We start from the raw sequence: 23,221 nt of genomic DNA on the forward strand, positions 1-23,221 counted from the left end.
TGGTCCTTTCCGAGGGGATGGGGAGTGGGTTCTTCGGCCGGTCCGTCCGCATTCACCGGTGGGCCCCGAGCTCGGCGTACGCGCCCCTGCGGGCGATCACGACCCCGACGCCGAGCATGAGGACCAGCCCCCACACCGGCAGACCGCCGCCCGTCCGCAGGGCGAAGGTCGCCCGGCTCGCGGCCAGGGTCGGGATCACGACCACGGCGGCCCAGACGACGACCAGCGCGACGGCGGCACGGGTCACCCCGACGACACCGCCGAGCGCCAGGGTCGTGGAAGTGAAGGCCAGACAGGGCAGCAGCCACTGCGCGGCCGTCACACCCGGCACCCCCGTCGCCCAGCCGGCGGCCAGCAGCGCGGGCACGACCACGGCGAGCACGGACGCCGTCCGCCGCAGCACCAGTTGGAGCCCGGCTCTCGGTACGGACGCGGTCAGTTCGTACGCCGGGTCGAGCGCCCGTGACCACGAGGCCGCGACGCCGAGCACGGGCAGGACCGGGGCGAGCAGCAGCACCAGGGACACCTGACGGGAGCCGGAACCCGCTCCTCCGCCGAGGCCGGGACCGCCGCCGACCAGGTCGAGCAGCAGCGCGAGCAGCGTGACGCCCACGGTCATGGCCAGCCACGGCACCATCGCGGGCGTCAGCCAGCTCGACAGCCGTACCGACCGGAACCGTCGGCGCGGCAGGGGCGCGACGCCGGCCAGCCGGGGTTCCAGTCCGGACCAGACACCGCCGACGAGCGCCGCCACGTCGGGCGCCCGCGTCGCGACCGCCGCCGACAACCGGTCACGGCAGACCCGGCACCCCTCCAGATGGGCTTCCACGGCCCACACCTCGTCGGCGGCGAGATCCGTACCGCCGCGTGCGTAGCCGTCGATGAGCCGTGGCGACGCGTGCGCCGCGCCCAGGTCGGCACTCTCTTCCGCCCTCATGTCAGCGCCCTCCGCATCGCGATCCGTGCTCGCCGGGCCCGGGTCTTGACCGTGCCCTCGGGCAGCCCGAGCAGGACGGAGGTCTCCCGGACGGAGAGCCCGTCGAGCACCATGGCCTGTAGTACCTGCCGTAGTTCCGGGGCCAGTTGGCGCAGCGCGTCACCGACGTCCCCGCCGACGGTCGCCGCGAGCGCCTCCTCCTCGGCGGCGGGTGCCGCGCCGGCGGGAGCGGCGGCGGTCGGCGGCTCGGCGTGGTGGGCCCTGCGCCGGAAGGCGTCGACGAGGCGGCGCGCCGCGATCGTCCACAGCCAGCCGAGGGCCGTCCCGCCCACCGAGGCCCCCGCGAACGCGCCCGCCGCCCGCCACACCGCGAGGTACGTCTCCTGCATGACCTCGGCGACGATCTGCTCGTCGGCGCAACGGCGGCGCAGCCGTACGGCCATCCATGGCGCGGTACGCCGGTACAGCTCGTCGAACGCCGCGCGGTCGCCCCTGGCCACCAGCCGGACGAGACGCTCCTCGTCCAGCTCGCCCGGTGCCTTCCTGACTGATCTCACACCGGCTAGACGCCGGGCAGGTGCTGCCGGTTTTCTCTTCCGCGTGACCCCCGTCACACAGTGGGCCGCGTGGGTAGGACGGGGTCGACGAACTGCGCTCGTGCGGACAGGCGCCGCGGATCGCCGGGATCTCGAAGTGGCTCAACACGCCAGGCGGGCAGCCGGTCGATCCGAAGCAGGAGCGGGGCAAGGTGGTCCTGATCGATTTCTGGACCTGCTCGCGCATCAACTGCCGGCGCAGCCTGCCGTACGTCGAGGCGTGGAACAGGGCTTACAAAAGCGCCGGGTTGGAGATCATCGGGGTGCATTCCCCGGAGTTCGAGTTCGAGAAGAACGCCTCCAACGTGGCCGGTCAGGCACGGAAGTTGGGCGTGACGTATCCGGTGGCGCTCGACAACAAGCTGACGACCCGGGGCAACTACCGCAACCGGTTCTGGCCCGCGAAGTACCTGATCGAGACGCCCAAGGCACCGTGCGCTACTTCAAGTTCGGCGAGGGCCGGTACGCGCAGACGGAGGACCTCATCCGCACGCTGCTCAAGCGGGCCGATCCGAACGTCCGACTCCCCCCGAAGACAGGGCAGAAGGACACCTCGCTCACGAAGGACCGTACGCCGGAGACCTGTCTGAGCAACCAGCGCATCAGCGGCTACGTGGGTGACCCGCTCGAAGCGGACAAGGCCAGGACCTACCGCTCCGCGAGCGACATCCCGGTCAACAGCCTTTCCCTGGACGGCGCTTGGCCGGCCGGGTACCAGTACTTCACGTCCGGCATCCAGGCGTACTCCTTCACCTTCGGGTGAGCAGGGCGGGCGTTCATACCCCGTGATCCCGTTCCAGCTCCCGCTTGAGGTTGCGCAGGGTCGCGCCGATGTTGCGGACCTGGAACTCGGCGAACGTCCTGCCCGGGGTGACGAGCCGGTCGAAGCCGTCGGCGGCGAACGTCGGCCACGCGCGCCGGTCGTCGGTCCAGGTCTCCGTGACCCGGGTGCCTTCGCCGGCCGGCTCGAAGCGGTACTCCCAGCTCGCGATCGGGCCGCGCAGCCGCGGACGGGTGCGCCCGATGGCGTGCACCCGGAACGCGAAACGGCGGCCCGGATCGGCCGCCGTGACGGTGCAACGCGTGACCCAGCGGAACCTGCCCCGCTTGTTGCGCCCGACGAAGGTGGTGCCCGGTATGACGTCGTCACCGGTCGGGCCGCCCATTGGGTCGCCCATCGGGTCGGCTGTCGTGCCCAGGTTCTCCGGACTCCAACGGCCCATGTCACAAGGCCGGCTCACGGCTCGGTAGACGGCCTCGGGCGGGACGTCGATGACGATGCTGTCGCTCACGGTGAACACTCGGGTCACTGCGCTGCCTCTCGCCGGAACATCAAGTTACTGCGGGGTAAGAATGATGGCAGGCGGTCTGCCTGCGTGGGTACAGCGGTGAGGGGCGGGGCAGTTGCCCCGCCCCTCACCCATCTCCCCGTCACAGGAGTCGTTGGTCCGTCAGCTGGTGGGCATCAGGACGGTGTCGATGATGTAGACGTTGGCGTTGGCTGTCTTGACGTTGCCGCAGACGACGTTCGCGGAGTCGTTGACCATGTACGACTCGCCCGAGCCGGAGGTCGTCAGCTTGGACTTCTCCAGGGTGTCGAAGGAGCCCTTCTCCAGGTCCTTGGGCGTGAGCTGCTGACCTACGACGTGGTAGGTGAGGATCTTCGTGAGCTGGGCCTTGTCGGCCAGGACCTTGTCCAGGGTGGCCTTCGGGATCTTCGCGAAGGCGTCGTTGGTCGGCGCGAACACCGTGATGCCCTGGGCGTTGTTGAGGGTGTCGACCAGGCCGGCCTTCTTCACCGCGGCGACCAGGGTGGAGAGGGCCGGGTTGTTGGAGGCGGCGGTGGCGACGGGGTCCTTGGCCATGCCGTCGAAGGAGCCGGCCCCGCTCTTCGGGACACCGGAACAGGCCGTGCCGAAGGGCTGGTCGGCGGCCGTGGCGCCGGCGTTGTTCATGCTGTCGCTCGACGCGGACGCGGATGCGGATGCCTTGGTGGAGGAGTCGGACTTCGCGGAGTCGCTGCCGTTGTCGCCGCAGGCGGTGAGGGCGAACGGGAGTACGGCTGCGGTGGCCAGGACGACTGCGGTACGGCGGGTACGGGTGTTCATGGCGTTACTCCTGAAAGCTCGTTCGGGGCGACCTGAGGAAAGCGCGAGTGCCGTGGGAATTCCGGAGGCTCGTCGTCGGTCACGTGGGGAATCCGGTCCCGAAAGCCCGCCGGATTGGCCATCTGCCCGATCGGATGAATCTTTTTCCCGGACCAATCCGCGACCCGACCGGCTACGGATATACCGGCACGGCATGATGTCCGTCGTGACGAAGACGAATCAGATATCCCTGGAATCCGAACTCGCGTCGTTCATGGGCGAGTACGAGCGCGCCAACAACAGCCATGACATCGAGCGGGTCGTTCAGTTCATCGCCGACGACGCCACGTACTGGTTCTCGGACGGCTCGTATCGGGGCATCGAGGAGATCCGGTCCGCGATCGAGAAGACGTTCGCGACGATCCTCGACGAGGTGTACGAGATCCGGGACGTGGAGTGGCCCGTACTCGGCGCGGATTTCGCGGTGTGCCGCTATCGGTTTTCCTGGACCGGTGTCATCGACGGTGAATCACGCTCCGGCCGAGGACGCGGTACGAATGTCGTCGTGCGGCGGGACGGCGGCTGGCGGATGCTGCATGAGCATCTCAGCTCGTGATCCCCGGTCCCTGATTCATGATCCCCGGTCCGTGAATTTCTGCGGGCACGACGAAATGGCCCCGCCCGTGGCAGCGGGGCCATTTATCGCAGACATGGAAACAAGTCGGAGTTGGAAACAGGTCAGGCGGGGAAGCGGGTCAATGCCAGTGGCGCGGACGTGGGTTGTTTTGAGCCGCCTGTCGGTTCGATGGTGATGCCCATGCCGGAGGCTTCGTCGACCGTGCCCCGGAGGAGGACGGCCTGGTCGGTGCGGTGGGGATTCATCAGGCCGGCCGGGCGCATGGTGCCGTCGTCGTCGAACCAGAGTTGGTAGACCTTTCCGGCGGGCGGGTTGGCCATTCCGGAGACGGCGAGGACGGCCTGGTCGCGGGCGTGGGAGACGACCACGGTGCCGATCGCGCCGCCCGGCAGGACCACGGCCCGGGTCCGGGCGTCGGGTGCGGCGAGCACGGCGGCGACCTGCTCGGTTCGCTGTTCGGTCCGGTGTGCCTGGGCGAGTGCGTCCTGGGCCCGTTGGTGCTGCCATACGGCGGTTCCGCCGAGTGCGGTCGCGGCGGCGAGGCAGGCGGCCAGCGCCCACCGCGACAGCAGCCGGGCCCGCAGTGCCGCGCGCCCGGAACGGATCGTCGGCGGCTCGCCCGGTGTGTCCTGGCGGACGGTGGTGATCCGGCCCAGTACCCGCCCGCGCATCTCGCGGTCGGGTTCCACGGACACGGCGAGGCCCAGGCGGGCGGCGGTGGCGGAGAGTTCGGCGGTTTCCTGGGCGCAGGCCTCGCAGCCGGTGAGGTGGCGTTCGAACGCGTCGCGTTCGTCGTCGGGCAGGGCGTGCAGGGCGTAGGCGCCGGTGAGCCGGTGCGGGTCGTCGGTGATCACGCGGTCACTCCCAGGCAGTCGCGGAGCCGGATGAGGCCGTCCCTCAGCCGGGTTTTCACGGTGCCGAGCGGCAGTGCGAGGGCCTCGGCGACCTGGCGGTAGGTCAGGCCCCGGTAGTAGGCGAGGGTGACGGCCTGGCGCTGGATCTCGGTGAGGGTGCGCAGGCAGCGCCGTACCTGTTCGCGTTCCAGGCGTGCCTCGACCTGTTCGGTGACCTCGTCGAACTCGGGGGTGCGGGCGAGGAGTGCGGCCTTGTTGTCGCGGGCGGCCGCGGCCTCCACCGAGCGGACCCGGTCGATGGCGCGGCGGTGGGCCAGGGTGAGGATCCAGTTGATGGCCGTCCCGCGGTCGGAGCGGTAGCGCGGGGCGGTGCGCCACACCTCGACCAGGACCTCCTGAGCGACCTCCTCCGACTGTGCGTGGTCGCGCAGGACGGCACGGGCGACCCCGAGGACGGGGCTCACGACGGCGTCGTAGACCGCGGCGAACGCCTTCTCGTCGCCCAGGGCGACCCGGCCCACCAGTTCCTGAAGATCTGGCTGCGTCGAGGGATTTCCACCGATACTGATGGCTTCTTTCACAGGGATCCTTCGTGAGCGGGACATCTCCGGACGTAATCCGATCCTGAGGCATAGGGCGGATTGGTCCGGGAGGATCACGAGTTTCGTCGCCTGTCGGGCGGGTCGCCGCGCGGCTGGAGCGGGCAGCGGGGTGACGTGCTCGCCGTGGAGGGGGAGTCGTCGTCGGAGCCGATGATGCCGGTGCGCCGCGCTGCCCGTACGGGCCACTGCTCGGTCGTGGCCCGGTCCTAGCCCTAGCCCTGGTCCTCCTTCTAGCCGTCGTTCTAGTCCTTGCCCGGGGTGATCGGTTGCGGTGTCGTCGACGTCGACTCGGACCGCGCGGCCGGATCGGGCTTCGCGGATGCCGTGGGCTCCGTGGGCTCCGTCCGGTTCAGTTCGAAGTTGCCCGTGTGGCCCATGAAGTGGGCCCAGATGCGGGGCGGGAAGACGTTGCCGCGGAGGGAGTCCGGGCCGCCCACGCCGGTGAGGGGGAGGAGTCGGGCCTGGCCGGGCTTGTTGCGGAAGAGGGTGATCGCGGTGGACTGGTCCTCGGTGTAGCCGACGAACCAGGCGGACTTCGTGAGGTCGGCGGCGCCGGTGGCGACGGACGCGGCGTCGGGGACGATCGCCTGGGTGCCGTTCTGGTAGGCCACGCCGTGCAGCACCTTGTCGACGATCGCGGCCACTTCCGGGCTGAACGCGGTGCGTGCGCGCGGGTGTTGGAGACCGCCGACCTTCTTGCCGTGCCGGACCACCCTGGTCACCGAGTAAGGGTCGTTCTGCGCACCGTTGTTGGCGAAGGTCGCGTAGGCGTCGGCCGTCCGGATGGCGCTGGGCGTCGAGGTGCCGATCGGGAAGGTCTGCTCCAGCGGGGCCATGCTGCTCCTCAGCAGCCCGGCCTTGACCGCCGTGTTGCGGATCGCCACCCAGCCTATGGACTTGCCGAGTTGGACGAAGGGCGCGTGGGCCGAGGTCACCAACGCGCTCTGCATGTCCGTGAGTTCGGGGGGAGGCGTCTTCAGCGACCGGCGGACGGGACTGGCGTCCCGCTGGCCGCCGATCAGGGCGGCGAGGGCGAAGGGCTTGAACACCGACCCGGCCGGTACGCCGGAGGTGTCCGCGTTGTCGGTGAAGTGACGGGTGGCGTCCGAGCCGCCGTAGAGGGCGAGCAGCGCGCCGTCCCGGGGCCTGACGGTGGCCGCGCCGACCTGGACGTCACGGTCGGTGGCGCGCTTCTTCGGGTCCAGGCCCGCGCCGGTGACGTCCCGCACGGCCTGCTCCAGCCGCCGTACCTTGTCCTTCTCGAAGGTGGTGTGGATGCGGTAGCCGCCGCGCGCGAGATCCTTGGCGGCCAGGCCGGTGCGCTTGGTGATGTAGGCGTCGGCGACGTTGACGAGATAGCCGGTCTGGCCGGACATGCTCGTCGCCACCGACTCCTTCCTCGGCTCCGGGAACGTCCGGTACTTGTTCCGCTCCGCCGGGGTCATCAGCCCGCTCGCGACCTCGCGGTCCAGGATCCAGCTCCAACGCAGCACCGCCCGGGCGTGGTTGGCGGCGCCGAGCGAGGGGTCGTACTGTTCCGCGCCCTTCAGTGTCGCGGCCAGCAGCGCGGCCTGGCCCGGGTCGAGGTCCTTGGCCGGGATGCCGTAGTAGGCGTAGGCCGCGGCCTGGATGCCGTATGCCTGGCGGCCGAACCAGCTGGTGTTCAGATAGCCCTGGAGGATCAGGTCCTTGCTCGTCGTCCGGCTCAGCTTGAGCGAGATGAAGAACTCCCTGATCTTGCGGGTGTAGGTCTGGTCCTGCGACAGATAGGTGTTCTTCACGAACTGCTGGGTGATGGTCGAACCGCCCTGGACGTCCTGGCCCTTGGTCATGTTGACGACCGCGCGCAGCTCGCCCGTGAGGGAGACGCCGGGGTCGCTGTAGAAGCTCGCGTTCTCCGCGGCGACCACCGCGTTCCGCATCGGGACGGGGATCTGGGACAGCGGCACGATCTGCCGGTTCACCGCTCCCACGGCCGTCATCTGGCTGCCGTCGGCCCAGTAGTAGACGTTGGCCTCCTGCCGGGCCGCCGCGAGTTCGTTCGGTATGGAGACCTGCGCGTACCCGTAGGCGAAGAGCCCGCACAGGGCGCCGACGGAGAGCAGGAAGCCGCCGAGCAGCAGCCGCCAGGACGGCAGCCAGCGGCGGAGGCCCCTTCTGTCGCGGCGCGGGTAGTCGATCGGGCGTCTGCGGCCGGAGCGGGTGGCACGGTGGGTTCGCTCCGAGGGCGAGGGCTTGCGCATCGCAGGCTTACGCATCGTGGGGGACTCCTTGTTCACCGCAACTGCCAATGGCCGGCCGCCGACTACCGGCTACCGAGGGGGCGTTGTGAGGTGATCGAGGCTGGAGGAGTCAGGTGACCGGACCTGGCCCGAAAGGTCACGAGACCGTAACGGGCTGCCCGAAGAGGCAAGTCCGGGTGATCGTCCACCAACAGCGGTCCGTATACGGATACTTGTGCGCATGCCACGTGTCCTGCTGATCGAAGACGACCGCGCGGTACGCGAAGGTGTCCAACTCGCCTTGCGCCGCCAGGGACATGAGGTCGCCGCCGCCGCGACCGGCGAGGACGGGCTCGGCCTCTTACGGTCCCACGGGGCGGACGTGGTGGTCCTCGACCTGATGCTGCCCGGTGTGTCGGGGCTGGAGGTCTGCCGCCGGATCCGCGCCGACGACAACCAGATCCCGATCATCATGGCGACCGCCCGGGGCGACGACGTGGACATCGTGGTCGGCCTCGAAGCGGGAGCCGACGACTACGTTGTCAAACCCGTCCGGGCCAGGGTCCTCGAAGCGCGGATCCGTGCCTTGCTGCGACGTGTGGGCGCGTCCCCCGACGGGGCCCTGCCGAAGATCGAGACCCACGGTGAACTCACCGTCGACCGCACCGCGTTGACCGTCAGCAGCGAGGGCGTGCCGATCGCCCTCGCCCCCTCCGAGCTGCGCCTCCTGCTGACCCTGTCCGCCTCCCCTGGCCAGGTCTTCAGCCGGCAGCAACTGCTGGAGTCGGTGTGGGAGCACAACTACCACGCGGATGCCCGCCTGGTGGACGCCTGCGTCAAGCGCCTGCGCACCAAGATGGGCGAACCCCCGGGACAGCCGCGGTACGTCCACACCGTGCGGGGCTTCGGCTACCGATTCAAGGACGCCCGCTGAAAGCCCCGTTGAAGGCCCTGCCGAAAACCCCGGGGAGGGCCCCGAGAAGGGCCGGCCGTGCCGCGCCCCGGGTGCGCGGGCTCTCGCGGCTGCGCGGCGTGCGGGTCCGGCTGGTGCTGGCCTTCGCTCTCGTGGCGGTCGGTGCGACCCTCTCCACCGGTGCGCTGACGTTCCGGGAGGCGCGTACGGGCGTGCTCCAGCAGAGTCAGGACGCGGTGATCCGGCAGTTCCGCGACCATGTGAACACCGTCGTGGCCGAGTACCGGCTTCCCCTGAGCGCCGCCCAACTGCGGTCGTTCGCCGCCGCCGTGGGCAGGTCCGAGCCCACCCAGGGCTGGCGGGTGCTGGCCACCTACCGCGGTCTGAGCGCCACCTCCACGCCCGAGGACCCGTTCACCGAGCTGACCCCCGGGATGCGGAAGGCCGTGGCCACCCACTCCTCCTCGGTCTTCCAGCGGGTAACGGCTCACGGCCGCCCGGCACTTGTCGTCGGTCTGCCGGTCCCCTTCCAGGATCCACCGTGGGCCATGTCCGGCCAGTCGGGACTGGCCGTCTTCCTGACGGTCCCCCAGGCCGCCGAACAGCGCTCCATCGACGCCCTGGTCGGCTCCGTCGAGCGGGCCTCGGTGCCCGCCCTGGTCCTGGCCGTGCTGCTCGCCCTCCTCGCCGCGCGCGGAGTGCTGCGCCCGGTACGCGCGCTGCGTGACGCCACCCGCTCCATCGCCGAAGGACATCTGGACACCCGGCTCACCGTCGACGGCTCCGACGAACTCGCCGATCTCTCCCACACGTTCAACGAGACCGCCGCCGCACTGGAGGGGTCGGTCGCCGAACTGCGCCGGATGGAGACCCGCGCCCGCCGCTTCGCCGCCGACGTCTCCCACGAACTGCGCACCCCGCTGGCCGCCATGTCGGCGGTCACCGACATCCTCGACGAGGACGCCGCCCGCCTCGACCCGGACACCGCCACCGCCGTACGGCTGATCAGCCAGGAGACCGTCAAACTGGCCCACCTGGTCGACGACTTGATGGAGATGTCCCGCTTCGACGCGGGCGCGGCCACCCTGCACCTGGACCGGATCGACCTCACCGAGTCCCTCCGCAGCACCCTCGCCTCCCGCGGCTGGCTGCACACCGTGCAGGCCCAACTGCCCCCGCCCGGCACGCTCCACGGCCTTCTCGACCCCCGCCGCCTCGACGTCGTCGTCGCCAACCTCGTCGCCAACGCCCTGCGCCACGGCGAACCCCCCGTACATCTGCGGCTGTTCGCGTACGACCGGCCGGGTGCCGGACCGTGGGCGGTCATCGAGGTGCTGGACAGCGGTCCCGGCATCCCCGAGGACGTCCTGCCCCTGATCTTCGACCGCTTCTACAAGACCGACACCGCGCGCACCAGAACCGAGGGCAGCGGCCTCGGCCTCGCCATCACCACCGAGAACGTCCGCCTCCACCACGGCACCGTGCACGCCGCGAACCATCCGGACGGCGGCGCCCTCTTCACCGTAGAACTGCCCCTTTCTCAGGACGAGTTGACCTCTGAGCCGACAGAAGAGAGCCCGTTGTCATGACGTCCTTGAAGACTGTCGGGGGCCGGGCCGGATGGGGTGCCGCCGTGTTGCTGCTGCTGGCCGGGTGCGGGGTGCCCGCGAGCGGGGTGGTGCCGGCGGGGGAGTCCGCCACCGGGATCGGGCGGAACACGGTGCTCTACTTCGTCCGCGGCGGCGGACTGACGGCGCTGCCCGACGACAGCGGTCAGGACACCGATCTCAAGCCCGTGCTGGAGGTCCGGGAGCGGCGTGCCGACGCGGTGCGGTTCGACGTGGAGCTGGCCGTGTGGCTGCTGTCCGCCGGTCCGGGGCCGGGCTATCGGTCCAGGGGGGTGACCAGTGAGTTTCCGTCGATCCAGTCGGGGAGACCGGCCGTCAGTGTCGTGGGCAGTGCGGTGACGGTCGAACTGCCCTCGCTCAAGGAGCCGTTGACCGCGCTCGCCGCCCGCCAGCTGTTCTGCACCGCGGCCGACGCCTTCCTCACCGTCAGCCCGGACACCGCACCCGCGGAGGTGACGGTGCGGGTGCCGGGTCGTGCCGTGTGGCGCGCGGACGCCTTCGGCAGGACCTGCGCCTAGGCCAGGATCTGTTCCTGGTTCAGGATCTGTTCCCGGTCGCAGAACCAAGACGAAACGAACCAGGGCCGGTCTCGGGCCGCTGGTCACATGGTCGCCGTACGGACGCACCGGCGACACGAAGGAGAGAACGCTGTGGGTAGGCATGCGCTTCCGCGTGGCAGGAACGCGAAACTCGGCAAGAGCGGCCGGCGGGTGGCCGTGATCGCGGTTCCGGTGGTGGCCGCGATGACGATGACCGCCACCTCCGCGTCGGCGACGAGCGCGCTGACGCCCGCCGACAAGGCGCTGGCCGGCAAGCTCGACCAGCGCATCGGCACCGCCGAGTTGGGCACCGACGCGGGCGGTGAGGTCCGGGACGTCGCCTCGGGGCAGAAGGTGTGGTCCAAGAACCCCACGAAGGCGCTGATGCCCGCGTCCACCGACAAGCTGGCCACCGCGGTCGCCGCGCTCACCGTGCTGGGCCCCGGCCACACCGTGCAGACGAAGGCCGTCTACCGGTCCGGCACCGTGTACCTGGTCGGCGGCGGCGACCAGCAGCTCAGCTCCGCCGACCTGAAGAGCCTCGCCACCGCCGCCGCCAAGTCCCTGAAGGCCAAGGGCCTGCACTCGGTAAGGCTGATGATCGACGACCACCTCTTCGCCGCCCCCAGCCTCGCCACCGGCTGGAACAGCGGCTACTACCCGGACACCGTCGCCCCGGTCCGGGCCCTGCGCGTCGAGGGCGACAACACCGCGGACACCGCGCTCACCGCCACCAAGTACTTCGCCCGGCAACTCGCCGCCCAGGGCGTCACGGTGGGCACACCCGCGCGCGCCAAGGCCCCGGCGGGCACCACGGTCGTGGCGACCCACACCTCCAAGCCGCTGTCGACGACGGTGGAGTACATGCTCAAGCACAGCGACAACGACATCGCCGAAGGCCTGCTGCGGCTCACCGCGCTCGGCCAGGGCCGGGCCGCCACCTTCGCGGGCGGCGCCGCCGCGGTGCACGCCGTCCTCGTCCAGTACGGCATCCCGCTCACCGGCGTGAAGGAGTACGACGGCAGCGGCCTCTCCCGCAGCGACCGGATGACCGCCGACGCCCTCTCCGCCATCGCCGCCCTCGCCGTCGACACCCACCACCAGGCCAAACTGTGGCCGATCCTGGCCGGCCTCCCGGTCGCCGGCGTCGACGGCACCCTCAGCACCTCCTACGGCCGCTTCACCAGCGCCCCCGCCTCCTGCGCCGTGGGGAAGGTCGACGCCAAGACCGGCACCCTGAGCGATGTCTCCGCCCTGGCCGGGGTCGCCAAGGGCGCGGACGGCCGCTGGAAGAGCTTCGCGTTCGTCGAGAACGGCACGGCACCGACGGCCGCCGTCACCCAGGGCCTGGACGGGCTCGCGGCGACGGTCGAGGGCTGCTGGTAGCGACCGCCCCCTCCGAGCGCGTCCGTGGAGCCCCGGCGGGAGTCAGGGCGGTTTCTAGGGGGCGCCGTCCCCCACGTGCAGCACGATCTTGCCGCGCCGGTGCTCCTTGGCGAGTGCCTCGTACGCGGCCCGGGTCTCGGCCAGCGGGACGACCCGGTCCACCGCCGGAGCGAGCTGGCCGTCGTCGATCAGCCCGGTGACGGCCTCCAGGCCGGCGCGGTCCGGTTCGACGACGAAGAAGACACCGCGTGCGGTGGCGTCGGTGCTCGCGCCGGGATCCGGGGGCCGCACGATGCTGACGAGGGTGCCGCCCGGGCGCAGTACGGCCCATGAGCGGGACTGGGTCTCGCCGCCGACCGCGTCGAACACGACGTCCACATCGGCTACTTGGTCCTCGAACCGCTCGGTGCTGTAGTCGACGACCCGGTCGGCGCCGAGCCGGGTGACGAACTCGCGGTCCTGCGGCAGGGCGGTGGCCGTCACCCGGGCGCCCAGGGCCTTCGCGATCTGGACGGCGAAGGAACCGACGCCCCCGGCGCCGCCCTGGACCAGCACCTGCTGCCCGGACGCCAGCGCCGCGTGCCCGACCAGCCCCTGCCAGGCCGTGAGCGCCGCGAGGGGGACGGCCGCCGCGCTGTCGTGGTCCAGCCGGGTGGGCTTGGCGGCGAGGACGTCCGCGGGGACGGCGACGTACTCGGCGGCGGCTCCGTCGCGGGTGAAGGGGATCAGGCCGTAGACCTCGTCCCCTACGGACAGTTCCGTGACACCGGGACCGAGCGCGGCCACCACTCCCGAGACCTCGTGGGAGGGCACGACCGGCGTGCGGTCGCGCCCCGACCCGTCGAGACGGTCGGTCCAACTGGCGTCCCAGTCGAGTTCGCCGGAGGTGATGGACGCGGCGCGCACCGCGAGCAGGACCTCGCCGGGGGCCGGTTCGGGACGCGGGGCGGACTCGTACGTCAACTGCTCGGGTCCGCCTCGTTCGTGGGCCCGTACGGCACGCATGGTGTTCGTGGTGCTCATGGTTCGGTCACTCCTCGGGTGGGGGCACGCTCCGGGGTGCCTGGGGTTTCCTGCCGCCTTCGCGGCGCTGTGGTCGATGACCGCCGGGTCGGGGAGCGCCGCGTCGACCGCGCCGATGTTCACGATCGGGTCCCGTCCCGGGCGGGCATCACCGCGCGCGACGAGCCGACCGCCTCGACACGAGCATGCGCCCGCCGCGCCGTGAACGGCCGGCCTGTTGGCCGAATGGCCCCGTCGTCGAGCGTGACCAGGTCCCGGCCCGGGATCGGCTTCCGCGCGGCCGTACGCCTACTTGCCGAGCAGGTGGATGCCGAGGGCGAGCGCGCCGCCGCCGAGGAGGTGCAGGACTCCCAGCACCTTGAGGCCCTCCACCCCTGCCGGAGGACTGCCGTAGACGCGCGGCGCCCTGTTCCGCCGTGTGCGTATCGCCTTCGTGTGGAGGAGGGTCGCCAACCCCTTGAAGTCGGTGACGGCGATGATCCCTCCGGACATCAGGGCGACGCCCACGAAGACGAAGAGGACGGCACCGGCCGTGCTGGGAGGGGCACTTGGCGGAGCCGAGGCGGCGAGATCGGCGAGGGTCGTCACGGCGACCATCGTGGGGTGGCGCGATGGAGCGGTCAACGGTCGGACCCGGGCCGGGGCCGACATCGAACGCGGTCTTTACGCCCGCTCGTCGCGCAGAGCGGCTCGTCGGCCCGGACCGGCCGGGCGCGGGGCCGTCATGTCCAGCAGGAGCAGGGCGTCGTGGTCGGGACTGCCGGGCTCGGCGGTGTAGACGCCGATGCGGTGGCCGGGGGTGCCCTCGATGTGCAGGGACTGGGAGGTGAGGGTGAGCGTGCCGACGTGGGGGTGGCGGAAGGTCTTGTGGGCGGGCTTGCGCCCGGTGACCTCGTAGCGCTCCCAGAGTCCGGCGAAGTCGGGGCTCTTGAGGAGGAGTTCGCCGACGAGGTTGGTGAGGTCGGGGGCGTCGGGGGCCGTGCCGGCGATGGCGCGGAGGCGGGCGACGCAGGTGGCGATCTGCCGTTCCCAGTCCTCGAAGAGGTCGCGGGCCGCGGGGTGCAGGAAGAAGTAGCGGGCCAGGTTGCGCTGCTTGACGGGCCAGTCGTCCAGGCCCGCGTAGAGGGCGATCCCGCCGGGGTTCCAGGCGAGCAGGTCCAGGCTGCGGCTGATGACGTACGCCGGGTTCGGGCGGAGCGATTCCAGCAGCAGCTTGAGATGCGGGCGCACCGTGCGGCTGGGCACGGGCGGCGGCTCGGGGGCGTAGCGGGCGGCCCGGGCGGCGAGTTCGCGCAGATGCTGGTGCTGCTGGTCGTCCATGTGCAGGGCGCGGGCGAGCGAGTCGAGGACGGCGGGGCTGGGGCGGGTCTCCCTGCCGCGTTCCAGGCGCACGTAGTAGTCGATGCTGATGCCGGCGAGGGTGGCCAGCTCCTCGCGGCGCAGCCCGGGGGTGCGCCGGATACCGGTGCCGACGGTGAGGCGAACGTGTCCGGGGCTGGTCTGGGTGCGGCGGGCGCGGAGATAGCGGCCCAGCTCGGCGCCCTCGCTGTGCGCGCTCTCGGTTGCCATGCCCCCAGTCTCGCCCGCTGCCCGTGTGCCGCGCAGGGGAGAGGGGGGCCCTGTCGTTACCCCTGAAGAGCCCGCCCTGCCACACCGTCGCGATCCGGGCGAAGGTGAGGGGGAAGCACGCCGACACCCCGCCCCCGGGCACGATCCGCCGTGCCCGGCGAGAGTGGGGGGACCCGGCGCCGCAACCAACCGGAGAGGGCGAGATGCGCTACATCAAACTGCGTGACCTGGAAGTTTCCCGGATCGGCCTCGGCGCGATGGGCATGTCCCACGGCTACACCGGCTCCGGCACCGACGACGCGGAGTCGATCAGGACCGTGCACCGGGCGCTGGAACTGGGCGTCACGCTCATCGACACGGCCGAGATCTACGGCCCATACACCAACGAGGAGCTGATCGGCCGGGCGCTGAAGGGCCGTAGGGACAAGGTGGTGCTGGCCACGAAGTTCGGGCTCGTCTCGCACGCCGGTGCGGGCGCCTGGAACCAGGACTCCGGCCGCGCCAACATCCGTACCGCCGTCGAGGGCTCCCTGAAGCGGCTGGGCACCGATCACATCGACCTGTACTACCAGCACCGCGTCGACCCGAACACGCCGATCGAGGAGACCGCGGGCGCGGTGGGCGAGCTGATCGCCGAGGGCAAGGTGCGCGCGTTCGGCCTCTCGGAGGCGGGCCCGGACACGATCCGCCGCGCGCACGCCGTCCAGCCGGTCAGCGCGGTGCAGTCGGAGTACTCCCTGTGGACCCGGGGGATCGAGGACCGGGTCCTGCCCGTCCTGCGGGAGCTGAACATCGGCCTGGTGCCGTTCTCCCCGCTGGGCCGCGGCTTCCTGACGGGCGCCATCCGCTCCACCGACCAGTTCGACGACTCCGACTTCCGGCGCGACAACCCGCGCTTCACCGGCGAGAACTTCGGACGCAACCTCGCGCTCGCCGACGAGGTCAAGGCCCTGGCCGGCGAGGTCGGCGCCACCCCCGCCCAGGTCGCGCTGGCCTGGCTGCTCGCCCAGGGCGACGACATCGCCCCGATCCCCGGCACCAAGCGCGTCGGCCGCGTCGAGGAGAACACCGCCGCCGACGCCGTCACCCTCACCGGCGAGCAGCTCGACAAGCTCGGCAGCCTGCCGCCCGCCGCGGGCGACACCCACACCGAGGCCCAGGCACGGATGCTCGAACGCTGATCGTCCGCCCACTATCTGGAGTAAGCATGCGTGCAGCAGTGATGTACGGAGCCGGAGACGTCCGCGTCGAGAACCGGCCCGACCCGAAGATCGTCCGGCCCGCCGACGCCGTGGTCCGCGTCGTCGCCTCCTGTGTGTGCGGCAGCGACCTGTGGCCCTACGCGTCGATGCCCGGCACCGACACCGGCCGCCCCATGGGACACGAGTTCCTCGGCGTCGTGGAGGAGACCGGCGCGGATGTCACCGGCTTGAAGACCGGTGACCTGGTCGTCGCGCCCTTCACCTACAGCGACAACACCTGCGACTACTGCGCCCGGGGCCTGCACACCTCGTGCCGCAACGGCGGCCGCTACGGCTTCGCGGGCGTCGACGGCGGACAGGGCGAGGCCGTCCGCGTCCCGTACGCCGACGGCACCCTGGTGAAGCTGCCGGTGGCCGCCGACTCCACCCTCCTGCCGTCCCTGCTGGCCCTGTCGGACGTGATGACGACCGGCCACCACGGCGCGGTCACCGCAGGCGTCGGCCGGGGCGACACGGTGCTCGTCGTCGGCGACGGCGCGGTCGGCCTGTGCGCGGTGATCGCCGCCGCGCGGCTGGGCGCCGAGCGGATCCTGCTCGCGGGCCGCCACGAGGCGCGCACCGGCCTGGGCCGTGAGTTCGGGGCCACCGACGTCGTCGCCGAGCGCGGCGAGGAGGGCGTCGCGCGCATCCGCGAGCTGACCGGCGGCGGCGTGGACAAGGTGATCGAGGCGGTCGGCACCCGCCCGAGTCTGGACACCGCCCTCGGCGCGGTCCGGGACGGCGGCACCATCAGCCGGCTCGGCTTCCCGCAGTACGAGGAGGGTCCCATCGGCCCGGCCGTCTTCAGGCGCAACATCACCCTGACCGGCGGCGTCAGCCCCGCCCGCGCCTACATCGAGCACCTGCTGCCCGCCGTCCTGGACGGCACCATCACCCCCGGCCGCGTCTTCGACCGGACCTTCGCCCTCGACGGGACACCGGACGCCTACCGGGCGATGGCCGACCGCGAGGTCCTCAAGGCCCTCATCACCCCCTGAACACCCCAACTCACCTTCCAGGAAAGGGGCATCCCCCATGCAGTACGTCACGCTGAACAACGGTGTGGAGATGCCGATCCTCGGCTTCGGCGTCTACCAGATCCCCGCCGAGGACACCGAACGCGCCGTCTCCGACGCCCTCGCCGCCGGCTACCGCCTCCTCGACACCGCCGCCGCCTACGGCAACGAGGAGGCCGTAGGCAGGGCGATCAGGTCGAGCGGCATCCCGCGCGCGGACCTCTTCGTCACCACCAAGCTGTGGGTCCAGGACGCCCCGGCCGAGGACAACACCCGCCGCGCCTTCGGGACTTCGCTCGACAAGCTGGGCCTGGACCACCTCGACCTCTACCTGATGCACCAGCCGTTCGGCGACGTCTACGGCCAGTGGCGCGCGATGGAGGCCCTCGGCCGCGAGGGTCTGGCCAGGGCGATCGGCGTCGCCAACTTCTACCCCGACCGGCTGCTCGACCTGATCGCCAACAACGAGATCACCCCGGCGGTCAACCAGATCGAGACCCACCCGTTCTTCCAACGCGCCGACTACCAGGCCCTGATGAGCGAACACGGGGTGCGGATCCAGTCCTGGGGCGGCTTCGCCGAGGGCAGGAACGACCTGTTCACCGACCCGCTGCTGACCGGGATCGGCCAGGCGCACGGCAAGTCGGTCGCGCAGGTCGTGCTGCGCTGGCTCGTCCAGCGCGGGGTCGTCGCCATCCCCAAGTCCGTACGGCCCGAACGGATGGCGGAGAACATCGACGTCTTCGGCTTCGAGCTCACCGACGACCAGATGACGCGGATCGCCACCCTGGACACCGGCGACTCACTGTTCTTCGACCACCACGACCCGGAGGTCGTCACCTGGCTGGCCAAGCGCCGGCTCGACGCCTGACGCTTCGGTTCGGGGGCGGTCGTGTCCGACGTCTGACGCTTCGGTTCGGAACGGTCGTGTCGACGCATGCCCCCGGTCCGGAAACGGCCGTGTCGGCAGGACAACGGTGCGGTTCAGCGCACCTGGGTCCCGCCCCCGGCGCCGGTCTTGACCGTGCTGGCCGGGAGGGGAAGCGGGCCCGCCCGGTACGCTAAAACCTGACATAAATGTGAGATGCAAGTCCTGAGCCCACGTCATCGTCGGGAGAGTGAGATGCGGATCGGCGAACTCGCGGCGCGCAGCGGAGTGAGTGTCCGTTCGCTGCGCTACTACGAGGAGCAGGGACTGCTGGTCAGCACCCGCAGCGGCGGCGGGCAGCGGCACTTCACGCACGAGGACATCGATCGGGTCGACTTCATCCAGCGCCTGTACGTGGCCGGGCTGTCCAGCCGCACCATCCTCGAACTGATGCCGTGCCGCGACGCGCCCAGCGACGAGAACTCCGAGTCCGCGCTGGAACGCATGGCCCAGGAGCGCGACCGGCTCTCCCACCACATCGAGGAGCTGCTGAACACCCGCGACGCGCTCGACGGCCTGATGGTCGCGGCCCGAGCCGACCGAGACGACCGCCGAACCGCCGCGTGAGCAGCCTCTGACGGGGCTGGGTCTGGGTCTAGGTCTGGGGCTGGTTCTGGGTCTAGGTTTCCGTCTCCGTCTCCGTCTCCGTCTCCGTCTCCTCGACGTCGACGCCGACGCCGACGCCCGACCGTCATGCCGCCCGGACCGCCACGAACTGGCGGAGCTACCTGTACCTGACCTGATCCCGCCGGCCCGTCGGCCCGCCGGATCAGGTTCGGCCGTGTGGCATGCGGACGTATCCGGATCGTCCCGGCCGGTCAGGTGGGCCCGGCAGGGCTCCGGGAGAAGGCCGTGTCGCCGGCCGTCGCCACGATCGCGTCCCTGACGAGCAGCACGCGTGGCGGGTAGCTCTGCACCTTGTCCCCGGGGTCGTCCAGCGCGGAGGTGCGCCAGACCTCCGCTCCGGTACGGCTGTCCAGCGCCAGCAGACGGCCGAAGCGGTTGGAGAAATAGACCCGCTTGTACGGCGCCGACACCGCGGGCGCGGACAGACTCTCCATGTCCGTCGCCTTCTGCCAGAGCTGTCTGCCGCTGTCCGCCGACACCGCGGTGACCGACCCGTCGGACCGGACGAAGTAGACGACACCGTCCACAAGGGTGGCCGCGCCGGTCAGCGGACGCGCCAGCGGTATCCGCCTGACCTGCCCGGTTTCCGGGACCACCCGCAACAGCGCGTTGTACGGCCGTTCGTACCCGGCCTCGTACACGTCCTTCGCGGTCTGCGGGGCGAGGAACAGGGGCTGCCCGCCGACAGCGCCGAGCGCTTCCGCCTTCTTGGGCAGCGTGGCCGTCGCGGTCAGGCTGTCGGGTCCGAGCCTCATCAGCTCGACCGGGGCCTGGCCGGGCTCGTTGCCCTTCGAGCACAGGGCGTAGGTGACGCCTCCCGGTGCCGACGGAGTGCAGTACTCGTCCAGCGAGGGCGCCTGCCACAGTTCCTTGCCCGAAGGGCCGTAGGCCACGAACGACGCGTAGTCGGGAGACAGGGTCAGCAGTCCGCCGTCGTACAGGACCGCGTCCTCGGACTTGTTGATGTCGCGCTGCCAGCGCCGCTGCCCGGTGTTGGCGTCGACAGCCACCACGCGCCTGGTCCTGTCGTCCGGATCCTCGTACACGTAGACCAGCCCGTCGCGAACGCCGATCGGCTGCGCCCCCTGCGGGCGGGTGCCGATCCGCCACCGGGTGCGGCCGGAGGCCGCGTCGACCCTGGCGGCCGTGAAACCCGTACCGCCGCAGAACAGGGCGCTTCCCTCCGCCACGCATCCAGGGCCGTTGTAGTCGAGAGGGACGCCTTTCACGGCGTAGCGCAAATTCGTCTGCCACGGCCGCCAGCCGGCGGGCAGTGACGCGGCCTGGGTGGTGGACGTGGACGTGGCCGTGGTGGTGCCGGTGCTGGTCCTGGTGTCCGAATCGGACACGAAGACAGCCACTCCGATGCACAGCCCCGTGACGGCCAGCGCCGCACCGAGGCCGGTGAGCAGCAACCGGGCCCGGCGTCGCCTGCCGGTGCCGGTACCGGTCGCGGCGGTGGCGGCCGTGTTCCGAGGAGTGGGGCCGCGCGGGGGTCTCACGGACTGCCCGGTCCTCGGGGACCCGGTGGTGTCGGATTCCGGCAGCGCCTGGAGCATGCGGTGTATGTCCGTCAGTTCCGGCCGTGCGGCCGGGTCCTTGTCCAGGCAGCGTTCGACAATGCCGAGGAGCGCTTCGGGCACGCCGTCGAGGTCAGGGGTCCCGAACACCACCTGATAGCCGGTTATGTACGGGCTGTCGGCGTCGAACGGTCCCGTGCCGACGGCCGCGAACACCAGCAGCGACCCCAGCGAGAACACGTCCGAGGCCGGTGTGACGTTCCGGGGAGAGGCCACTTGCTCCGGTGACATGAAGGGCGGAGTGCCGATCATCCGCCCGGTGGTGGTGAGGCTCTGGTGGTCGGACGCCCGCGATATGCCGAAGTCGATGACCCGCGGCCCGTCCTCGGTGATCAGGACGTTGCCCGGTTTGAGGTCCCGGTGCACCAGGCCCGCCCGCCGGATGTCGCGCAGCGCCTCGGTGAGCCCCAGCCCCAGCGCGCGCAGTTCCCGCAGACTCAACGGGCCGTCCTGCTGGACGACTTCGGAGAGGTTGAGCCCCGGCACGTAGAGCGTCGCCATCCACGGCTGGTCCGCGTCCGGGTCGGCGTCCACGACGGGCGCGGTGAAGGCGCCGCTCACTCTGCGCGCCGCCTCGATCTCCTGCCGGAAGCGCGTCCGGAACTCCTCCTCCTGGGCATACGGCCCGCGCACGACCTTGACCGCGACCTGCCGTCCCGAAGGGGAGACTCCCAGATAGACGACCCCCATGCCGCCCGCCCCGAGCCGACCGAGAAGGGTGTAGCCACCTATGGACTCCGGATCCCCGGTACTCAGGGGCGTCATCGCCGATCATCCTTCCCAGGACCTGCCTGCCTGCCTCAAGGGGATCAGAGTAGGGCCTGGGCCGTGGGCCGGGTCGCCGTCCGGACCAGGGCTCAACTCCCGGCGGCCCAAGCCGATGTCGATGTCGATGCCGAAGTCGATGCCGAAGGCGAGCCGATGTCGATGTGCGCCGTTCCTCCGCTCCGCTGTCCTGCCGATGCTCCGAATCGGACTGGACGACAAACAACCCCCAGGCCGCTGACCTGCGGGCAAATTCTGGAGCGGGTGGCGAGAATCGAACTCGCACTCTCAGCTTGGGAAGCGACGGCGCTTGGGAAGCCGGAACGCCTCTGACCTGGTCATACGTACACTGGAATGGCGGCGGAGAGTGCACGATCGCACGGTAGTCGACCGTGGTTTACCGGTCCTACGGGCACGCCATGGGCACGGAGTCGGCCGGAAGGTGTGGTTGCGGGGGCACACGGAGCAGGTCCCAGCGGCGGCCGAACAACTCGGGACGGAGCCGGCTCGGAGCGACTTCCGCAACGCGGGCCTGCTCGGGGGCGGCAGGGGGTGACTGAAGACCGGAAGGATGCGACGGCCCACGGGCATGACGATCTCATCGACTCTGGCCAAGCCTCGTTTCCGAGTGCTTTGGACCTGGATGAGGGTCTTGGTCCGACGGATCGCTCGCTGTCCTCGGCGTCGACGGCTACAGGTCCGCCGACGCGCCTGCGGGATCACGGGATCAGGCATGCCCTCCTCGGCATCGAAGGTGATGATCGGTTCGTCGCAGGTGAGCAGGGATCCGTCGGTCAGCTCGATCACCGAGGAGGAGCAGACAGGTGTCACCGCCGGCAGGTCGATGTCGGCGAGCACCACTCGAGCTTCCGCCTCGTAAGGGCTTGGGCCTTCCCCCGCCCGGTACCCCCTGCCATCGGCACCGGCCGGTGTGCTGCCTTTGGCCGACGGTCCGGGGTCGCATGCACGGGTGCCGGCACGGTCAGTCCGTGGTGAAGCTGGACAGCAACCCAGCGGGGTAGCGGCTGCCTGCCGAGCCGTGGGGAAGGATCTCGGTGATGCGGGCCAGATCGGCGGCGGAGAGCTGGACGTCGACGGCGCCGGCGTTCTCCTCGAGGCGCTTGGTGCTGCGGGTGCCGGGAATGGGCGCGACGTCCTGGCCCTGGGCGAGGAGCCAGGCCAGCGCGAGCTGGGCGGTGGTGATGCCCAAGGCGCCGGCCAGCTTCTTGAGCTGTTGGATGGCGTGCACGTTGTACGTGTAGTTCTCGCCCTGCCAGCGCTCGTCCCAGCTGCGCATGTCGTCCGCCGGGTACTCGCTCGCGGGCTTGACCTGGCCGGTGAGGAAGCCGCGGCCGAGCGGGGAGTAGGGCACCAGGCCGATGCCGAGTTCCCGCAGGACGGGAAGGATCTTCTCCTCGACCTCCCGCTCGAAGAGCGAGTACTCGTACTGGAACACGGAGACCGGGGTGACGGCGTGGGCGCGGCGGATGTACTGGGGGCCGACGTTGCTCAGGCCGAAGTACTTCACCTTGCCCTCGGCGATCAGTTCGCCGACCACGCCGGCGACCTCCTCGACCGGAACGTCGGGGTCGGAGATGTGCTGGTAGAAGAGGTCGATGTGGTCGCTCCGCAGGTAGCGCAGGCTGTTCTCGGCGACCTTGCGGATGTTTTCCGGGCGGCTGTCGAAGCCGGGGCTGTGCAGCGGGGCGGTCATGTCGAAGCCGAACTTGGTGGCGAGGACGACCTCGTCGCGGAAGTCCTTGACCGCGTTGCCCAGGAGGATCTCGTTGCTGCCGGTCCCGGCGCCGTACAGCTCGGCGGTGTCGAAGAAGTCGATCCCGAGTTCGTGGGCGCGGCGGATGGTCGCGATGCCCTCGTCGTCGTTCGAGGCGCCGTAGGCCATGGACATGCCCATGATGCCCAGGCCGAGCGCCGAGACGCGCAGACCCTGAGAGCCGAGGTTGCGGTGCTGCATGAGTTCACTCCTCAGTGTGTCGTCGGCTTCACCCGCAGAGGTCAAACCGAACTGTTCCGTTTGACTCTACGCGCCGATCGCCCGGATGCCAAACCA

Annotated in this window: 22 protein-coding genes and 1 pseudogene; 11 read left to right on the forward strand and 12 right to left on the reverse strand. The window is 70.8% G+C overall.

Annotation, left to right across the window (positions count from 1 at the left end):
- Nucleotides 1–52: 52 nt before the first annotated feature.
- Nucleotides 53–913 carry a zf-HC2 domain-containing protein gene (locus ACIRRY_RS17820; protein ID WP_403973646.1) on the reverse strand — a complete coding sequence of 287 codons (861 nt, stop codon included), beginning with the start codon at nt 911–913 and terminating at the stop codon, nt 53–55.
- A gap of 20 nt (nt 914–933) precedes the next feature.
- Nucleotides 934–1,494, reverse strand: coding sequence for an RNA polymerase sigma factor (locus ACIRRY_RS17825; protein ID WP_403973315.1), 561 nt, complete (start codon nt 1,492–1,494; stop codon nt 934–936).
- 191 nt (nt 1,495–1,685) lie between these two features.
- On the opposite strand from ACIRRY_RS17825, the pseudogene ACIRRY_RS17830 reads away from it, so the two are divergent.
- Together ACIRRY_RS17830 and ACIRRY_RS17835 are read left to right on the forward strand one after the other, a co-directional pair.
- Nucleotides 1,686–1,865: pseudogene (locus ACIRRY_RS17830) on the forward strand (cytochrome c biogenesis protein DipZ); the annotation flags it as partial.
- Nucleotides 1,866–1,966: 101 nt separating this feature from the next.
- Nucleotides 1,967–2,296 (forward strand): hypothetical protein, encoded by a 330-nt coding sequence (locus tag ACIRRY_RS17835; RefSeq protein WP_403973661.1) that lies wholly within the window; start codon nt 1,967–1,969, stop codon nt 2,294–2,296.
- 13 nt (nt 2,297–2,309) lie between these two features.
- Here the strand turns inward: ACIRRY_RS17835 and ACIRRY_RS17840 are convergent, their stop codons facing one another.
- Complete coding sequence (locus ACIRRY_RS17840; RefSeq protein ID WP_403973316.1) at nt 2,310–2,843, reverse strand: SRPBCC family protein; 534 nt, start codon at nt 2,841–2,843, stop codon at nt 2,310–2,312.
- Nucleotides 2,844–2,984: 141 nt separating this feature from the next.
- Complete coding sequence (locus tag ACIRRY_RS17845) at nt 2,985–3,641, reverse strand: fasciclin domain-containing protein (RefSeq protein WP_403973318.1); 657 nt, start codon at nt 3,639–3,641, stop codon at nt 2,985–2,987.
- 205 nt (nt 3,642–3,846) lie between these two features.
- On the opposite strand from ACIRRY_RS17845, the gene ACIRRY_RS17850 reads away from it, so the two are divergent.
- Entirely contained in the window at nt 3,847–4,236 is a 390-nt protein-coding gene (locus ACIRRY_RS17850) for a YybH family protein (protein WP_403973320.1), read from the forward strand.
- A 122-nt stretch (nt 4,237–4,358) separates the two neighbouring features.
- Here the strand turns inward: ACIRRY_RS17850 and ACIRRY_RS17855 are convergent, their stop codons facing one another.
- The 3 genes from ACIRRY_RS17855 to ACIRRY_RS17865 form a co-directional block, all read right to left on the reverse strand.
- Nucleotides 4,359–5,111 (reverse strand): anti-sigma factor domain-containing protein, encoded by a 753-nt coding sequence (locus ACIRRY_RS17855; protein ID WP_403973322.1) that lies wholly within the window; start codon nt 5,109–5,111, stop codon nt 4,359–4,361.
- Nucleotides 5,108–5,692, reverse strand: coding sequence for a sigma-70 family RNA polymerase sigma factor (locus ACIRRY_RS17860; RefSeq protein WP_403973324.1), 585 nt, complete (start codon nt 5,690–5,692; stop codon nt 5,108–5,110). The genes ACIRRY_RS17855 and ACIRRY_RS17860 overlap by 4 nt, the downstream gene beginning before the upstream one ends.
- Before the next feature lie 263 nt (nt 5,693–5,955).
- A complete protein-coding gene (locus ACIRRY_RS17865) occupies nt 5,956–7,971 on the reverse strand; it encodes a transglycosylase domain-containing protein (protein ID WP_403973327.1) in 2,016 nt (671 codons plus the stop codon).
- A 205-nt stretch (nt 7,972–8,176) separates the two neighbouring features.
- Here ACIRRY_RS17865 and ACIRRY_RS17870 point away from each other — a divergent pair, with 205 nt between their 5' ends.
- From ACIRRY_RS17870 to dacB, 4 genes are all read left to right on the forward strand, one after another.
- Nucleotides 8,177–8,869: a response regulator gene (locus tag ACIRRY_RS17870; protein ID WP_403973329.1), complete on the forward strand. Its 693-nt coding sequence runs from the start codon at nt 8,177–8,179 to the stop codon at nt 8,867–8,869.
- A 71-nt stretch (nt 8,870–8,940) separates the two neighbouring features.
- Nucleotides 8,941–10,437 (forward strand): sensor histidine kinase, encoded by a 1,497-nt coding sequence (locus ACIRRY_RS17875; RefSeq protein WP_403973331.1) that lies wholly within the window; start codon nt 8,941–8,943, stop codon nt 10,435–10,437.
- Between the two features lie 5 nt (nt 10,438–10,442).
- A complete protein-coding gene (locus ACIRRY_RS17880) occupies nt 10,443–10,994 on the forward strand; it encodes a hypothetical protein (protein WP_403973333.1) in 552 nt (183 codons plus the stop codon).
- A 132-nt stretch (nt 10,995–11,126) separates the two neighbouring features.
- Entirely contained in the window at nt 11,127–12,401 is a 1,275-nt protein-coding gene (dacB, locus tag ACIRRY_RS17885) for a D-alanyl-D-alanine carboxypeptidase/D-alanyl-D-alanine-endopeptidase (RefSeq protein WP_403973335.1), read from the forward strand.
- A gap of 54 nt (nt 12,402–12,455) precedes the next feature.
- Here the strand turns inward: dacB and ACIRRY_RS17890 are convergent, their stop codons facing one another.
- The 3 genes from ACIRRY_RS17890 to ACIRRY_RS17900 form a co-directional block, all read right to left on the reverse strand.
- Nucleotides 12,456–13,424 carry an NADP-dependent oxidoreductase gene (locus ACIRRY_RS17890; protein WP_403973338.1) on the reverse strand — a complete coding sequence of 323 codons (969 nt, stop codon included), beginning with the start codon at nt 13,422–13,424 and terminating at the stop codon, nt 12,456–12,458.
- Between the two features lie 288 nt (nt 13,425–13,712).
- The gene (locus ACIRRY_RS17895) at nt 13,713–14,012 is read right to left on the reverse strand and encodes a hypothetical protein (protein ID WP_403973340.1); all 300 of its coding nucleotides are present in this window, start codon (nt 14,010–14,012) and stop codon (nt 13,713–13,715) included.
- Between the two features lie 75 nt (nt 14,013–14,087).
- A complete protein-coding gene (locus ACIRRY_RS17900) occupies nt 14,088–14,993 on the reverse strand; it encodes a helix-turn-helix transcriptional regulator (protein WP_403973342.1) in 906 nt (301 codons plus the stop codon).
- A 203-nt stretch (nt 14,994–15,196) separates the two neighbouring features.
- Here ACIRRY_RS17900 and ACIRRY_RS17905 point away from each other — a divergent pair, with 203 nt between their 5' ends.
- The 4 genes from ACIRRY_RS17905 to ACIRRY_RS17920 all read left to right on the forward strand — a co-directional run bounded on the left by ACIRRY_RS17905 (nt 15,197) and on the right by ACIRRY_RS17920 (nt 18,745).
- Nucleotides 15,197–16,174, forward strand: a complete 978-nt coding sequence (locus tag ACIRRY_RS17905; RefSeq protein WP_403973344.1) for an aldo/keto reductase — start codon at nt 15,197–15,199, stop codon at nt 16,172–16,174.
- A 26-nt stretch (nt 16,175–16,200) separates the two neighbouring features.
- Nucleotides 16,201–17,232: a zinc-binding dehydrogenase gene (locus ACIRRY_RS17910; RefSeq protein ID WP_403973346.1), complete on the forward strand. Its 1,032-nt coding sequence runs from the start codon at nt 16,201–16,203 to the stop codon at nt 17,230–17,232.
- A gap of 37 nt (nt 17,233–17,269) precedes the next feature.
- Nucleotides 17,270–18,121, forward strand: a complete 852-nt coding sequence (locus ACIRRY_RS17915; protein ID WP_403973348.1) for an aldo/keto reductase — start codon at nt 17,270–17,272, stop codon at nt 18,119–18,121.
- Nucleotides 18,122–18,373: 252 nt separating this feature from the next.
- Nucleotides 18,374–18,745 carry a MerR family transcriptional regulator gene (locus tag ACIRRY_RS17920; protein ID WP_403973350.1) on the forward strand — a complete coding sequence of 124 codons (372 nt, stop codon included), beginning with the start codon at nt 18,374–18,376 and terminating at the stop codon, nt 18,743–18,745.
- 251 nt (nt 18,746–18,996) lie between these two features.
- Here the strand turns inward: ACIRRY_RS17920 and ACIRRY_RS17925 are convergent, their stop codons facing one another.
- Entirely contained in the window at nt 18,997–21,150 is a 2,154-nt protein-coding gene (locus ACIRRY_RS17925) for a PQQ-binding-like beta-propeller repeat protein (protein WP_403973352.1), read from the reverse strand.
- A 982-nt stretch (nt 21,151–22,132) separates the two neighbouring features.
- Nucleotides 22,133–23,125: an aldo/keto reductase gene (locus tag ACIRRY_RS17930; RefSeq protein ID WP_403973354.1), complete on the reverse strand. Its 993-nt coding sequence runs from the start codon at nt 23,123–23,125 to the stop codon at nt 22,133–22,135.
- Nucleotides 23,126–23,221: the final 96 nt, after the last annotated feature.

The organism is Streptomyces sp. NPDC101776, assembly GCF_044766845.1.
In the GTDB taxonomy this organism is placed as follows: Bacteria; Actinomycetota; Actinomycetes; order Streptomycetales; family Streptomycetaceae; genus Streptomyces.

Coding starts and splice junctions, on each gene's coding strand:
- ACIRRY_RS17910 (WP_403973346.1), top strand. CDS start 16,201: ATGCGTGCAGCAGTGATGTACGGAGCCGGAGACGTCCGCGTCGAGAAC.
- ACIRRY_RS17920 (WP_403973350.1), top strand. CDS start 18,374: ATGCGGATCGGCGAACTCGCGGCGCGCAGCGGAGTGAGTGTCCGTTCG.
- ACIRRY_RS17930 (WP_403973354.1), bottom strand. CDS start 23,125: ATGCAGCACCGCAACCTCGGCTCTCAGGGTCTGCGCGTCTCGGCGCTC.
- ACIRRY_RS17865 (WP_403973327.1), bottom strand. CDS start 7,971: ATGCGTAAGCCTGCGATGCGCAAGCCCTCGCCCTCGGAGCGAACCCAC.
- ACIRRY_RS17900 (WP_403973342.1), bottom strand. CDS start 14,993: ATGGCAACCGAGAGCGCGCACAGCGAGGGCGCCGAGCTGGGCCGCTAT.
- ACIRRY_RS17890 (WP_403973338.1), bottom strand. CDS start 13,424: ATGAGCACCACGAACACCATGCGTGCCGTACGGGCCCACGAACGAGGC.
- ACIRRY_RS17925 (WP_403973352.1), bottom strand. CDS start 21,150: ATGACGCCCCTGAGTACCGGGGATCCGGAGTCCATAGGTGGCTACACC.
- ACIRRY_RS17905 (WP_403973344.1), top strand. CDS start 15,197: ATGCGCTACATCAAACTGCGTGACCTGGAAGTTTCCCGGATCGGCCTC.
- ACIRRY_RS17845 (WP_403973318.1), bottom strand. CDS start 3,641: ATGAACACCCGTACCCGCCGTACCGCAGTCGTCCTGGCCACCGCAGCC.
- ACIRRY_RS17870 (WP_403973329.1), top strand. CDS start 8,177: ATGCCACGTGTCCTGCTGATCGAAGACGACCGCGCGGTACGCGAAGGT.
- ACIRRY_RS17915 (WP_403973348.1), top strand. CDS start 17,270: ATGCAGTACGTCACGCTGAACAACGGTGTGGAGATGCCGATCCTCGGC.